The sequence below is a fragment of the Pseudomonas spelaei genome (assembly GCF_009724245.1).
Lineage (GTDB): Bacteria > Pseudomonadota > Gammaproteobacteria > Pseudomonadales > Pseudomonadaceae > Aquipseudomonas > Aquipseudomonas spelaei.
In genome coordinates, this window is the sequence record NZ_WNNK01000005.1 from 136,399 (window position 1) to 150,718 (window position 14,320).

Here is a 14,320-nt window from a genome sequence, read left to right on the forward strand (position 1 = left end):
ATGAAGTCAGTGTTCATTTCCCTGTTTCTGGTGTGCGGTACTGCCCAGGCGGCCATGGGTCCCTTCGATGTCTACGAACAAGCCTTGCGTAACGATCCGGTGTTTCTCGGCGCCATCAAGGAGCGCGACGCCGGCTTGGAAAACCGTACCATCGGCCGCGCCGGCCTGTTGCCGCGCCTGTCCTACAACTACAACAAGGGTCGCAATAACTCCGAAGCCACGTTGCCCGACAACCGTGGTGGCAGCTATCGCGACAACCGCAACTACAACAGTTACGGCTCCACCTTCACCCTGCAACAGCCGCTGTTCGATTACGAAGCCTATGCCAACTACCGCAAGGGCATAGCCCAGGCGTTGTTCGCCGATGAAAGCTTTCGCGACAAGAGCCAAGCGTTGTTGGTACGGGTGCTGAGCTATTACACCCAGGCGTTGTTTGCCCAGGACCAGATCGACATTGCCCGGGCCAAGAAGAAGGCATTCGAGCAGCAGTTCCAGCAGAACGAACACCTGTTCAAGCAAGGCGAGGGGACCCGCACCGATATCCTCGAAGCCGAGTCGCGTTATGAGTTGGCCACCGCCGAGGAAATTCAGGCACTGGATGAACAGGACGCTTCGTTGCGCGAGCTGGGTGCACTGATTGGTATGCCCAGCGTCAATATCACCGACCTTGCGCCGCTCAACGAAGGTTTCGCCACCTTCACCCTGGCCCCGGCCAACTACGACACCTGGCATGAACTGGCACTGACCAATAACCCGACGCTGGCCTCCCAGCGCCAGTCCCTGGAAGTGGCGCGCTATGAAGTGGAACGTAACCGCGCCGGGCACTTGCCACGGGTGACGGCTTACGCCACCTCCCGGCGACAGGAGTCGGACACCGGCAACACCTACAACCAGCGCTATGACACCAACACCATCGGCGTGGAAATCAGCGTGCCGATCTATGCCGGTGGCGGCGTATCGGCCTCGACCCGCCAGGCCAGTCGCGCCATGGAACAGGCGGAGTACGAGCTGGAAGGCAAGACCCGGGAAACCCTGATCGAACTGCGCCGCCAGTTCAGCGCTTGCCTGTCGGGGGTGAGCAAGCTCAAGGCCTATCAAAAAGCCCTGGTGTCGGCCGAGGCCCTGGTGGTCTCCACCAAGCAAAGCATTCTGGGCGGCGAGCGGGTCAACCTCGATGCGCTCAACGCCGAACAGCAGCTGTACAGCACCCGTCGCGACCTGGCCCAGGCCCGTTACGACTACCTGATGGCCTGGACCAAATTGCATTACTACGCCGGCAACCTGCGGGATACCGATTTGGCCAAGGTGGATGAGGCGTTTGGGCCGATGGCAGGGAAATAACGAGGGAAATTTTGTGCCGGGTGGGTTTGCCCTAATACCGGTCAGTTAAGCGAACACAATGCTCCACACAGCGAAGATCAAAGGTGGGAGCTGTCGAGCTTTAGCGAGGCTGCGATAGCGGTGGGCCAGCCAACATCAATGCTTGCAGTGCTGATGCCTTTGCAGCCTCGCTAAAGCTCGACAGCTCCCACATTGGATTCATTTCGTTTGTTAGATCGCTATTGCTTAACTGAACGGCAGCCTGCCACAGGACAAACCCAGTAACACAGCGTGTTTCAACAATAAGAAAACAAGGACTTTTCATGATCATCCAACCACGTCGCTTCAAACCCTTGACCGCAGGCTCCTTGCTGCTGTTGTCCGTTGCGGCAAATGCGCAGTACGCCGAGACCGGTCAGTTGGGTAACCCCGCCAGTTGGCGCTCCGCCGAGTTCCAGAGCGACTGGGGCCTGGGTCGCATGAAGGCTGACGAAGCCTACGCTGCCGGCATCACCGGCAGCGGGGTGAAGATCGGCGCCCTGGACTCGGGCTTTGACCCCAACCATCCTGAAGCGTCGAAGGACCGTTATCACGCCGTCACCGCCACGGGCACTTACGTCAATGGCAACCCGTTCAGCACCACCGGCGCACTCAACCCCAACAACGATTCCCATGGCACCCACGTCACCGGCACCATGGGCGCGGCCCGTGACGGCGTCGGCATGCACGGCGTGGCGTACAACGCGCAGATCTACGTCGGCAACACCAACGCCAACGACAGCTTTCTGTTTGGCCCGACCCCAGACCCCAAGTACTTCAAGGCGGTGTACAGCGCCCTGGTGGATTCAGGCGTGCGGGCAATCAACAACAGTTGGGGCAGCCAGCCCAAGGATGTGAGCTACCAGACGTTGGGCGACCTGCATGCCGCGTATGCCCAGCACTACAACCAGGGGACCTGGCTGGATTCCGCCGCCGACGTGGCCAAGGCGGGCGTGATCAACGTGTTCAGCGCCGGCAACAGCGGCTACGCGAATGCCAGCGTGCGCTCGGCATTGCCGTATTTTCAGCCGGAACTGGAAGGTCACTGGTTGGCGGTGTCGGGCCTAGACAAAACCAATAACCAGAAATACAACCAGTGCGGCATCGCCAAGTACTGGTGTATTTCCACGCCGGGCGCGCTGATCAACAGCACCATTCCCGATGGCGGTTATGGGGTCAAGTCCGGCACCTCGATGTCGGCACCCCATGCCACGGGCGCGCTGGCGCTGGTGATGGAGCGCTACCCGTATATGAACAACGAGCAGGCCTTGCAGGTGCTGCTGACCACCGCCACGCAGCTGGACGGCTCGATCACCGATGCGCCGAGCACCAAGGTCGGTTGGGGTGTGCCAGACCTCGGCCGGGCGATGCACGGGCCTGGGCAACTGCTGGGGCCGACGGATTACACCCTGGCGGCCGGGCAGGGCGATGTGTGGAGCAACGCGATCTCCGACAAGGCGCTGATTCAGCGCCAAACCGAAGACAGTGCCGAACACACGGCCTGGCAGCAGACCTTGAAGGATAAGGGCTGGGAAAATGGCGTCGCTGCCAATGCCAGCCAGCAGGACAAGACCGATTACGCCGTCGGCAGTGCACGGGACGCCGCTGCCGCCCAGCGGATTTACCAGGGCAGCCTGATCAAGTCGGGAGCGGGCACGCTGGTGCTGACCGGCGACAACACCTATCGCGGTACCACCACCGTCAACGGTGGATTGCTGGCGGTGAATGGCTCGCTGACGTCGGCGGTCACCGTCAATGACAGCGGTACTCTGGGCGGCTCCGGGCGTATCGCCTCGCTGACCGCCAACAGCGGCGGCACCGTGGCACCGGGTAACTCGGTAGGCACCTTGCAGGTCGCCGGTGACGTCAACCTCGCGGCTGGCTCCACCTATGCGGTGGAACTGACGCCGACCAGCAGCGACCGCATTGTCGCCGGTGGCAAGGCCGTCCTGGGCGGCGGCACGGTGACCCTGGCCCTGGAAAATAGCCCGACCTCGCTCAGCCAGACTGAAGCCCAAAGCCTGGTCGGCCGGCAATACGACATCCTCCAGGCCGCCGGCGGGATACAAGGGCAGTTTGGTGCGGTACTGCCCAATTACCTGTTCATCGGCGGCACCCTCAATTACGCCGCGAATGCCGTGCAACTGGACATCGGTCGTAACGGTGCCAGTTTCGCCAGCGTCGGCGCGACCCGCAATCAGCGCAATGTGGCTGCGGCTGCCGAGCAATTGGGCGCGGGCAACCCGGTGTATGAAAGCGTGCTGCGCTCGGACTCGGTGGCGTCGGCGCAGCAGGGCTTCCAGCAGTTGTCCGGGGAAATCTACCCGGCAATCGGTGCGGTACTGATCAATGACAGTCGTCACCTGCGGGATGCGGTGGGCGAGCGCTTGCGCCATACGCCGGTAACGGGTGAGAGCAACGTCTGGGTCAAGGCCCTAGGTGCCTGGGGCAAGACCGACAGCCGCAGCGAAACCGCCGGCTATACCAGCTCCATCGGCGGCATGCTCGCGGGTGTCGACGGTGCGCTGGATGAACAGACACGCATCGGCCTGGTGGCGGGCTACAGCGACAGCTCCCTGAGCATGGGCAGCGGCACACATTCGTCGGCGTCCATCGACAGCTATCACCTCGGCGCTTATGCCGGGCACGAGTTGGGCAACTGGCGCTTGAGCGTCGGCGGCGCCTACAGCTGGCATCGCGGCGACGTCAAACGTGACTTGCAGTACGGCGAAGTCAGCGGCAAACAGAAGACCAAACTGGACGCCCGCAGCGCGCAACTCTTCACCGAAGCCGCCTACCGCTTGAACCTGCAAGCCCTGGCCCTGGAACCCTTCGCCAACCTGGCTTATGTGCATCTGGACAGCGACAGCTTCCACGAAAAAGGCGATGCCGCCGCCCTTGAGCGCGGCAGTGATAGCCGCGACGCGGTACTGAGCACCCTGGGCCTGCGTGCCTTGAAAACCTTCAACCTCAATGACCATCAGCAACTGGACGTGTCCGGCTCGTTGGGCTGGCAGCACAGTTTGAGTGCCGTCGAGTCTGAAGAGCACCTGGCGTTTGTTGCAGGTGGTCCGTCGTTCGCCGTTGAAAGTTCGCCATTGCTGCGCGATGCCGCACTGGTGGGCGTACAGGCAAGCCTGGCGTTGAGCAAAACCACGCGGGTCAACCTGGATTACAACGGTCAATTGGGTGGCCGGGAGAAGAATCAGGGCGTGGGGCTGAGCCTGAACTGGCAGTTCTGATGTGCCCTGCAACCCCGTAAAGCCTGTAGCCGCTGCCGAGGCACAGGGTGTTCGAAAGAGAAGTGATTCACCACAAATGCAATAAAAACTAAGGAAGGTCACCGTGAACGTAAAAAACCGAGGGTTACACACCGCCCCGTCAACAGGCCCGGGCTACCCGCTCAAGGCCCTGAGCTGCGTGCCATACGGCGCGCTGCTGTGTTGCCTGGCAAGCCTGGGTACCGCCCAGGCCGCACCCTACGTCGAAACCGGAAAACTGGGCGATGCTGCCAGTTGGCGCAGTAATGAGTTCAAGGCCGATTGGGGCCTGGGCGCGGTGCATGCCGATGCAGCCTATGCCGCCGGCTACACCGGCAAGGGCGTCAAGCTGGGGATTTTCGACCAGCCGGTGTATGCCCAGCATCCGGAGTTCAATAGCCAGAACAAGGTGGTGACGATTGTCACTGAAGGCATTCGCCAATACACCGACCCGTATATCCCGGTGAAGGCCGGCGATGCTTTCCGTTATGACGGCACGCCTTCGTTGGGTTCCAATGGAAAACTGGGCAACCACGGCACTCACGTCGGCGGCATCGCGGCGGGTAACCGTGACGGTGGCCCGATGCATGGCGTAGCGTTCAACGCCCAGATCATCAGCGCCGAAAACGGCGACCCAGGCCCTGAAGACGGGATCATCCTCGGTAACGACGGCGCGGTGTACAAAGCGGGCTGGGATGCCCTGGTGGCCAGCGGTGCGCGGATCGTCAACAACAGTTGGGGCATCGGTATCGGCGATCAGTACGCCAAGGGTGGCAAGGATCCAGCCTACCCCAACTTCACGGTCAAGGAAGCCCAGGCACAGTTCAACAATATCCGGCCGATCCTTGGCACCATTGCCGGCGGCGCTTACCAAGGCGCTATCGACACGGCCCGCAGTGGCGTGCTGACCATCTTCGCTGCCGGCAACGACTACAACCGCAACAACCCGGATGCCATGTCGGGCCTGGCGTATTTTGTGCCGGACATCGCACCCAACTGGCTGTCGGTGGCGGCCTTGCAACAGAACCCCAACACGGCCAGCAGCGATCCTTATGTGATCAGCACCTTTTCCACCCGTTGCGGTTATGCGGCCAGCTTCTGCGTCTCGGCACCCGGCACCAAAATCTACAGTTCGGTGTTCAACGGCACCACGTTAGAGAACATGAAGCAGGAGTGGGAAAATAAAAATGGCACCTCCATGGCGGCGCCTCATGTGGCCGGTGCTGCGGCAGTGCTGATGGAGCGCTTCCAGTACATGAGCGCCGACCAGATCTCCACGATTCTGAAAACCACCGCCACTGACCTCGGTGCTCCTGGCATCGACTCGCTGTACGGCTGGGGCATGATCAACCTGGGCAAGGCAGTCAACGGCCCGGGGATGTTTATCACCGCCGAAGATATTCCAGCCGAGTTTCGCATTGAGGGTGCCTACGGCAGTGGCCAGTTTGTCGCAGACTTGCCGGGGATCGGTGCGGTGGTGGACGCCGGCAAGCCGACCCAACGGGTGTGCAATGACGTGCATTGCGGCCTGGACGTGTGGAGCAACAACATCTCCGGCCATGGCGGTTTGACCAAGCAAGGGATCGGTGCCCTGGTGCTGACAGGCACCAACACTTACAGCGGCCCGACGCTGGTCAAACAAGGCCTGTTGGCGATCAATGGCTCGGTCACCTCCGACGTCATCGTCAGCGGCAGTGGTGTTGTCGGCGGCTCCGGTCATATCGGCTCGCTGGCGGCAAAAAGCGGCGGCACTGTGGCACCGGGCAACTCCATCGGTACGTTGAACGTGGCCGGGGATGTCAGCTTCGATGCCGGTTCGACCTATGCCGTGGAGCTGTCGTCCACCAGCAGTGATCGCATCGTCGCGGGCGGCAAGGCTACCCTCAACGGCGGTACGGTGACGTTGGCCCTGGAAAACAGCCCGACCTTGCTTAGCCAGACTCAGGCCCAGAGCTTGATCGGTCGTCAATACAACATTCTCCAGGCCGCTGGCGGCGTGACCGGCAGCTTCGGTTCGGTGTTGCCTAACTACCTGTTTCTGGGTGGCACGCTCAATTACGCCGCCAACGGCGTGCAGTTGAATGTGGGCCGCAATGGCAACAGCTTCGCCAGCGTCGCTGCCACCGACAACCAACGTTCAGTGGCGGCGGCTGCCGAGCAATTGGGGGCGGGCAATGGTGTCTATGAAAGCCTGCTGATGGCGCCCAACGCCGCCTCGGCCCAAGGGGCCTTTCAACAGTTGACTGGCGAGATCTACCCAGCCCTGGAAACCGCGCTGATCAATGACAGCCGCTACCTGCGCGACGCCGTGGGTGAACGCTTGCAGCAAGGCGAAATGGGCACCTCCACCCAAACCATCGACACCCGCGGCAACGTCTGGGTCAAGGCGCTGGGTGCATGGGGCAAGACCAACAGCGGCAGTGAGACGGCGGGCTACACCACGTCCATCGGCGGCATGCTGGCGGGTGTAGACGGTGCGCTGGATGAAAACACCCGAATCGGTCTGGTGGGGGGGTACAGCGACACGTCGCTGAACATGGGCGATGGCACCCACTCCCGGGCGTCGGTGGACAGCTACCACCTCGGCGCCTACGCCGGGCACGAAATCGGTGCCTTGCGCCTGACCGGTGGTGCGACTTACAGCTGGCACCGTGCGGATGTGAAACGCGAGCTGCAATACGGCGAAGTGTCCGGCAAGCAGAAAGCCAAGGTCGATGCGCACACCACGCAAGTGTTCACCGAAGCCGCCTATCGCCTGAACCTGCAACCGTTGGCCCTGGAACCGTTCGCCAACCTGGCTTACGTGCATCTGGATACGGATGGTTTCACCGAGAAAGGTGATGCTGCCGCGCTCAAAGGCGGGGATGACAACCGTGACGTGGTGTTGAGCACCCTGGGTGTGCGGGCGCTGAAAACCTTCAACGTGACCGATCACCAGCAGTTGGAGGTGTCTGGCACATTGGGTTGGCAGCACAACCTGAGCGGTACCGACTCCGAGCGGCACCTGGCCTTTGCATCAAACAGCACGGCGTTCTCGGTAGAGAGCTCGCCGATGGTGCGTGATGCGGCATTGGTAGGGGCTCGGGTCAGCCTGGCGCTGACCAAGGATGCACGGGTGAATTTTGACTACAACGGCCTGTTGGCCAGCCGGGAGAAAATCCACGGGGTGGGGTTGAGCCTGGATTGGGCGTTCTGATCCTGGATCTCTGACCTGTAGGAGTTGTCGAGCCCTGGCGAGGCTGCGAAAGCGGTCCGGCCGTGACGACGCCATCGCGGCCTCGCTGGGGCTCGACGGCTCCCACATTTAATCTTCACAGCCTCGAGTTTTTTCAACAGTAGATCTATGCAGTTTTAGCTTTCTCGAAAACTCCAACAAAAGAGAGGCAATACCATGGGTGTCTATGATTACAAAAACCTCGGGACCGAGGACTCCAAAGCACTGTTCGCCGATGCCATGGCGATCACGTTGTATTCCTACCACAACCTGGACAACGGCTTTGCCGTTGGTTATCAACAAAACGGCCTGGGCCTTGGACTACCCGCCACCCTGGTGCAGGCGCTGATCGGCAGCACCAACTCCCAGGGCGTGATCCCGGGGATTCCCTGGAACCCCGACTCGGAAAAGGCCGCCCTCGACGCGGTGCAAAAGGCCGGTTGGACGCCGATCAGCGCCAGCACCCTGGGCTATGACGGCAAGGTCGACTCCCGCGGGACGTTCTTTGGCGAAAAAGCGGGCTACACCACCGCGCAGGCGGAGGTGCTGGGCAAATACGATGATACCGGGAAGCTGCTGGAAATCGGCATTGCCTTTCGCGGCACATCGGGGCCACGAGAGACATTGATCACCGACTCCATCGGTGACCTGATCAACGACCTGCTATCAGCCTTCGGGCCCAAGGACTATGCGAAAAACTACTCGGGTGAAGCCTTCGGCACCTTGCTCAAGGACGTGGCGGCCTACGCCGGTAGCCAGGGCCTGACAGGCAAGGACGTGTTGGTCAGCGGCCATAGCCTTGGGGGGATTGCAGTCAACAGCATGGCCGACTTGAGCAACGATAAATGGTCGGGGTTCTACAAGGACGCCAACTACCTGGCTTACGCTTCACCCACGCAAAGCCCCAGCGACAAGGTGCTGAACATCGGCTATGAACAGGACCCGGTGTACCGCGCCCTGGATGGCTCGTCGTTCAACCTGTCGTCCCTTGGGGTACATGACACGCCCCACGAATCGACTGCCGATAACATCGTCAGTTTCAACGATTACTATGCGTCGGCGCTGTGGAATGTGCTGCCGTTTTCCATCCTCAATCTCCCGACCTGGGTGACGCACCTGCCGACGGGTTACGGTGATGGCATGACGCGCATCCTGGAGTCCAAGTTCTACGACCTGACCACCCGGGATTCGACGATTGTCGTCGCCAACCTGTCGGATCCGGCGAAGGCCAACACCTGGGTACAGGACCTCAACCGCAATGCCGAAGCTCACAAGGGCAGTACCTTTATCATCGGCAGCGATGGCGCTGACCTGATCCAGGGCGGCAGTGGCAATGATTACCTGGAAGGGCGCGCCGGCAACGACACCTTCCGCGACAGTGGCGGCTATAACATCATCCTCGGTGGCTCTGGCTACAACACCCTGGACTTGCAGCAGTCGTTGAAAAACGTCGATGTGGCCAACGATGGTGCCGGCACCCTGTACATCCGCGACAGCCATGGCGGCATCAGCATGACCCAGGACATCGGTGCGCTGGTGAGCAAGGAAAGCTACCTGTTTTTCTTCAACAAGGACGTCACCCACAGCGTCACCGACAAAGGCCTGCTGGCAGGCAAGGACCTCACCGCCTATGCCTCATCGGTCAAGGGCGATGCCGGCGACAACGTGCTCAAGGCCCACGCGGGCGGTGACTGGTTGTTTGGCCTGGACGGCAATGATCACTTGATCGGCGGCAAGGGCAACGATGTGTTCGTGGGAGGGGCCGGCAATGACCTGATGGAGTCGGGTGGCGGAAAGAATACCTTCCTGTTCACTGGCCAGTTTGGCCAGGACAAGATCATCGGTTACCAGGCGACGGACAAACTGGTGTTCATGGGCGTGGACGGGGTAAACGGGCAGTACGACTTCCACGAGCATGCCAAAGCGGTGGGGGCCGATACGGTGCTCAGCTTTGGTGGGGATTCGGTGACGCTGGTGGGGGTAGGGCTTAACAGCCTGTCGGCGGACGGGATCGTCATTAGCTGATCAGAGGTTGGAACGCGGTCAATGTGGGAGCTGGCTTGCCTGCGATAGCTTCACCTCGGTGTATCTGACATGCCGAGGTGCCTGTATCGCGAGCACGCCCGCTCCCACACTTAACCTGTGTTGGTAGCGGATCACTTTTCCTTGATGACTGTCGCCACATCCGCAGCCTTGACCCGCACACGCTTGCCGGCGATATCGGTGAACTCATAGAAACCATCGGCAGTCTTGGCGTTCGGGGTGTCTTTGGTCAGGTACTGGGTACCGTTCTGCAAGGTCACGACGGTCTGCGTCGAGCAACCGGCCAATACCAGAAAAGTGAACGCAACCAGTGGCAGACCCAAGTTTTTCATGTTCATAACTTTACCTTTACTCTTCAAAAGTCCCGCGCTTGAGCCGCTACGGAAAACAAATGTTACGCCATCGCCCACCATCTGATCACTTTTATGCGAAAAGTTGCGTGCGCCGCTGATCTATTACTGATTGCAACAGAGGTTCGGAGACGGCAATCTGTATGTATAACCAGTATTTTTCAAGTGTCCTGAATGTCCAATCCCCTGGAAAACCCCTTCTATTACTTGCATAACTTCCGACAGGTGCTCGACTGGTTGGGGCAGCGTTATGCCGATTTGCTGGACCACGACGAACAGCATTTCATTCAGCAATTCGACAGGTTGCCGCACGTGTCCCAGGCACTGCTGGTGCGCATGGTGATGCGCAAGGGGGTGCATTTCCGGGCGAGCAAGCTCAGTTATGACGAGATCGGCCCGACGCAAACAGCGGTCGCGCCGTTACTGGCGCTGGGCTGGGTGGATGCGCATGGCCTGCTGCCATTTGAAGAGCTGTTCTCGCTCTTGCCCAAGGGCGAGGTCCTGGCGACGTTCAAGCCCTGGATCGATCAACCCAAGGGCAAGAAGACCGACTGGTTACCCGGGCTGGCGGCACAGTTCGTTGAAAACCGCAGCTTCCAGCAGTGGTGCCCACAGGTTGACGACGCGCTCTACAGCCTTACGGTCATGGACCTGTGCGACCGCCTGCGGCTAATGTTTTTCGGCAACCTGTACCAGGACTGGTCGGAGTTCGTACTGGCGGATCTGGGAATCTACACCTACGAAAAAGTCGAGTTCTGTGCCCAATCCCGTGGGCTGCGTAGCCGTGATGACATTCAAGGGTTCCTGTTCCTGCATCAATGCCAACAGGCCTTTGAAGCAGGGGAGGCGCTGAACACCGTACTGGAGCAGATCGCGACCCTGGACACCGACAATCCCTGGCTGGAAAAGCGCCGGGGCAAGCTGTTGTTCCAGGTTGGCCAACATTGCGAGCGCATGGCCGAACTGACCCTGGCCGAAGCCGTTTACCGAGGGTGCGATTACCCAGGAGCGCGGGCGCGGTTGATTCGGGTGTTGGAACGCCAGGAACGCTTTTCCCAGGCACTGGCACTGGCGTGCGAGGCGCAGCAGGCACCGCAAAGTGCTGCCGAAGAACAACACCTGTTACGGGTTTTGCCCAGGCTAAGACGCAAACTGGGTGAGCCGGCACAACCCAAACCCAAGGCCAGGGATATCCAGCGCCTGGACCTTGAACTGCCGCTCCCGGAGCCCCTGATCTCGGTGGAGTACAGCGTCCAGGCGTACTTGAGTGAACATGACGCCCCCGTGCATTACGTCGAGAACAGCCTGATCAACTCACTGTTTGGCCTGCTGTGTTGGCCGGCGATTTTCGCACCGTTGCCAGGGTCGTTCTTCCACCCGTTTCAACGCGGCCCTGTGGACCTGCACAGCGAGGACTTTCATCAGCGGCGCATCGAGCTGTTCAGCGCCTGCCTGGGTGAACTGCAGGATGAGCGCTACAAAGCCACCATCCGCCAGCGCTACACCGAGAAATGGGGCATCCAGTCTCCGTTCGTGTTCTGGAGCGTGCTGACTGAAGAACTCCTCGACCAGGCCCTCGACTGCCTGCCCGCCGAGCATCTGCGCCATTGGTTCGAGCGCTTGCTACTGGACATCCGCGCCAATCGCGCGGGTATGCCGGACCTGATCCAGTTCTGGCCCGAACAAAAGACCTACCGCATGATCGAGGTCAAAGGCCCCGGCGATCGCTTGCAGGACAACCAACTGCGCTGGCTGGAGTTCTGCGGCGAGCACCAAATGCCGGTGACGGTTTGCTACGTGCGCTGGGCGGAGCAGGGGGCTTGAGCTACACCGTGGCCGTGCGTGCGCTGTGCGAATTCACGGCCAAGGTGGGCGATCTTGACCTGCGCTTTACCCCGTCTCCCAGCGCTCAGGAAGGCATCGTCGGCCATCGCACCGTGGCCTCGCGCCGTAGTGCCCACTACCAGAACGAGGTGGCGCTGGAGGGCGAATACCGGCAGTTGAAAGTCCGGGGCAGGGCGGACGGCTACGATCCGGACCGCAACCAGTTGGAAGAGGTGAAAACCTACCGGGGTGACCTCGACGCCCAACCGGCCAACCACCGGCAATTGCATTGGGCTCAGGTCAAGGTCTACGGCTGGTTGATGTGCCAAAAGCTGGGGCTGGCCGAGATTGTCCTGGCGTTGGTGTACTTCGATATCGTCGGCGAGCAGGAAACGCTCTTGAATCAACGCTTCCAGGCCACCGATCTGGAGCAGTTCTTCAACCAACAGTGCGCGCTGTTTCTTGACTGGGCCGAGCAGGAGATGCGTCAACGAGAAGCCCGCAACACGGCGGCTCAAGCCTTGGTTTTCCCCCATGCCGAATTTCGCTGCGGCCAACGCGCCCTTGCCGAGTCGGTATACAAGGCGGTCAGCACCGGGCGTTGCCTGATGGCCCAGGCACCCACCGGTATCGGCAAGACCGTCGGCACTCTCTTCCCGATGCTCAAGGCCCTGGCCCCTCAACAACTGGACAAGGTGTTTTTCCTCACGGCGAAAACCCCAGGCCGCAAGCTGGCGCTGGATGCATCGCAGGTCTTGTATGACAGCCGCCCTGATCTTCCCCTGCGGGTCCTTGAACTGGTAGCCCGGGACAAAGCCTGCGAACACCTGGACAAGGCTTGCCATGGCGATTCCTGCCCGCTGGCCAAGGGTTTTTATGATCGCCTTCCGGCCGCTCGGGAAGCCGCCTCCAAGGTACGTTTACTCGATCAGCGCAACCTGCGCGCAGTGGCCCTCGCTCACCAGGTATGCCCTTATTACCTGAGCCAGGAAATGGCGCGCTGGGCCGACATGGTGGTTGCCGACTACAACTACTACTTCGATTTCGGCGCCATGCTGTTTGGCCTGGCGCAGCTCAACCAGTGGCGGGTCGCGGTGTTGGTGGACGAAGCCCATAACCTGGTGGAGCGAGGGCGCTCGATGTACAGCGCAAGTCTTGACCAATACAGCCTCAAGAGCTTGCGCGACAGTGCGCCAGAGCCGCTGAAGAAACCCTTGCAGCGCTTGAACCGCGAGTGGAATGCCTTGCACAAAGAGCAGATCGCGCCGTACCAGGCCTATGCCGACAAACCGGACAAGTTGCTGCAAGCCTTGGCCCTGTGCACCGGCGCCATGGGTGACTATTTCAACGAGCATCCCGAAAGCCTCAACGGTGACCTGCAAGTCTTCTACTTTGAAGCACTGCAGTTTTCCAAAGTGGCGGAGCTCTTCAACGAACACTTCATCTTCGACATCAGCAAGCGCGAATTCAGCGGCAAGCGCAGTTCTTCCCAACTGTGCCTGCGCAACGTGGTGCCTGCCGAATTCATTCGTCCACGCTTGACCGCGGCCCGTAGCAGCGTACTGTTTTCCGCCACCTTGAGCCCCCGGCATTACTACGCCGACTTGCTTGGGCTACCGGCAGACACCGCCTGGATTGACGTTGAATCACCGTTCAAGGCCGAACAACTGCAGGTACGCATCGTCGACCAGATATCCACCCGCTTTGTCCATCGCCAGGCCTCTCTGGCGCCGATAGTCGAGCTGATCGCCGCACAGTTTGCGCAGCAACCCGGCAATTACCTGGCGTTCTTCAGCAGCTTCGATTATTTGCAACAGGTGGCCCAGTTAATGGCCGAGCGGTATCCGCGGATACCGTTATGGCAACAATCTCGTGGCATGAGTGAAACCGAGCGCCAGGGTTTTCTCGACCAGTTCACCCAGCACAGCCAAGGCGTTGGCTTTGCCGTGCTGGGTGGGGCGTTTGGTGAGGGTATCGACTTACCGGGTACGCGCTTGATCGGCGCCTTTATCGCCACCTTGGGCCTGCCACAATTGAACCCGGTCAACGAGCAGATGAAGCTGCGCATGGGCGCGATCTTCGGTGGTGGTTATGACTACACCTACCTCTATCCCGGCATTCAGAAAGTCGTGCAAGCTGCGGGCAGGGTGATCCGCAGCCAACAGGACCGCGGGGTGCTAATGTTGATCGATGATCGCTTCGGCGAGTCACGGGTCAGGCACCTGTTGCCGCGTTGGTGGGGGATCGGCTAGGCCCTCGCCGCATCAGCT

Annotated in this window: 7 protein-coding genes; 6 read left to right on the top strand and 1 reads right to left on the bottom strand. The window is 60.6% G+C overall.

What is annotated here, in order from left to right; all coding sequences use genetic code 11:
• The 4 genes from GNF76_RS07975 to GNF76_RS07990 all read left to right on the top strand — a co-directional run bounded on the left by GNF76_RS07975 (position 1) and on the right by GNF76_RS07990 (position 9,858).
• On the top strand, positions 1 to 1,341 hold the full coding sequence (locus tag GNF76_RS07975; protein ID WP_155582631.1) for a TolC family outer membrane protein: 1,341 nt from the start codon (positions 1 to 3) through the stop codon (positions 1,339 to 1,341).
• A gap of 302 nt (positions 1,342 to 1,643) precedes the next feature.
• The gene (gene eprS / locus GNF76_RS07980; protein ID WP_155582632.1) at positions 1,644 to 4,601 is read left to right on the top strand and encodes an autotransporter serine peptidase EprS; all 2,958 of its coding nucleotides are present in this window, start codon (positions 1,644 to 1,646) and stop codon (positions 4,599 to 4,601) included.
• A 103-nt stretch (positions 4,602 to 4,704) separates the two neighbouring features.
• Positions 4,705 to 7,815: an autotransporter domain-containing protein gene (locus tag GNF76_RS07985; protein WP_178123227.1), complete on the top strand. Its 3,111-nt coding sequence runs from the start codon at positions 4,705 to 4,707 to the stop codon at positions 7,813 to 7,815.
• A 195-nt stretch (positions 7,816 to 8,010) separates the two neighbouring features.
• Positions 8,011 to 9,858, top strand: coding sequence for a polyurethane esterase (locus tag GNF76_RS07990; RefSeq protein ID WP_155582633.1), 1,848 nt, complete (start codon positions 8,011 to 8,013; stop codon positions 9,856 to 9,858).
• A 131-nt stretch (positions 9,859 to 9,989) separates the two neighbouring features.
• Here GNF76_RS07990 and GNF76_RS07995 read toward each other — a convergent pair whose 3' ends face one another.
• Positions 9,990 to 10,214 carry a YgdI/YgdR family lipoprotein gene (locus tag GNF76_RS07995; protein ID WP_155582634.1) on the bottom strand — a complete coding sequence of 75 codons (225 nt, stop codon included), beginning with the start codon at positions 10,212 to 10,214 and terminating at the stop codon, positions 9,990 to 9,992.
• Positions 10,215 to 10,400: 186 nt separating this feature from the next.
• Between GNF76_RS07995 and GNF76_RS08000 the strand changes: the two genes are divergently transcribed.
• Both GNF76_RS08000 and GNF76_RS08005 read left to right on the top strand, forming a co-directional pair.
• Complete coding sequence (locus GNF76_RS08000; RefSeq protein WP_155582635.1) at positions 10,401 to 12,050, top strand: VRR-NUC domain-containing protein; 1,650 nt, start codon at positions 10,401 to 10,403, stop codon at positions 12,048 to 12,050.
• A complete protein-coding gene (locus GNF76_RS08005) occupies positions 12,047 to 14,302 on the top strand; it encodes an ATP-dependent DNA helicase (protein ID WP_155582636.1) in 2,256 nt (751 codons plus the stop codon). The genes GNF76_RS08000 and GNF76_RS08005 overlap by 4 nt, the downstream gene beginning before the upstream one ends.
• Positions 14,303 to 14,320 lie beyond the last annotated feature (18 nt).

Coding starts and splice junctions, on each gene's coding strand:
- GNF76_RS07995 (WP_155582634.1), bottom strand. CDS start 10,214: ATGAACATGAAAAACTTGGGTCTGCCACTGGTTGCGTTCACTTTTCTG.
- GNF76_RS07975 (WP_155582631.1), top strand. CDS start 1: ATGAAGTCAGTGTTCATTTCCCTGTTTCTGGTGTGCGGTACTGCCCAG.
- GNF76_RS07990 (WP_155582633.1), top strand. CDS start 8,011: ATGGGTGTCTATGATTACAAAAACCTCGGGACCGAGGACTCCAAAGCA.
- eprS (WP_155582632.1), top strand. CDS start 1,644: ATGATCATCCAACCACGTCGCTTCAAACCCTTGACCGCAGGCTCCTTG.
- GNF76_RS08000 (WP_155582635.1), top strand. CDS start 10,401: ATGTCCAATCCCCTGGAAAACCCCTTCTATTACTTGCATAACTTCCGA.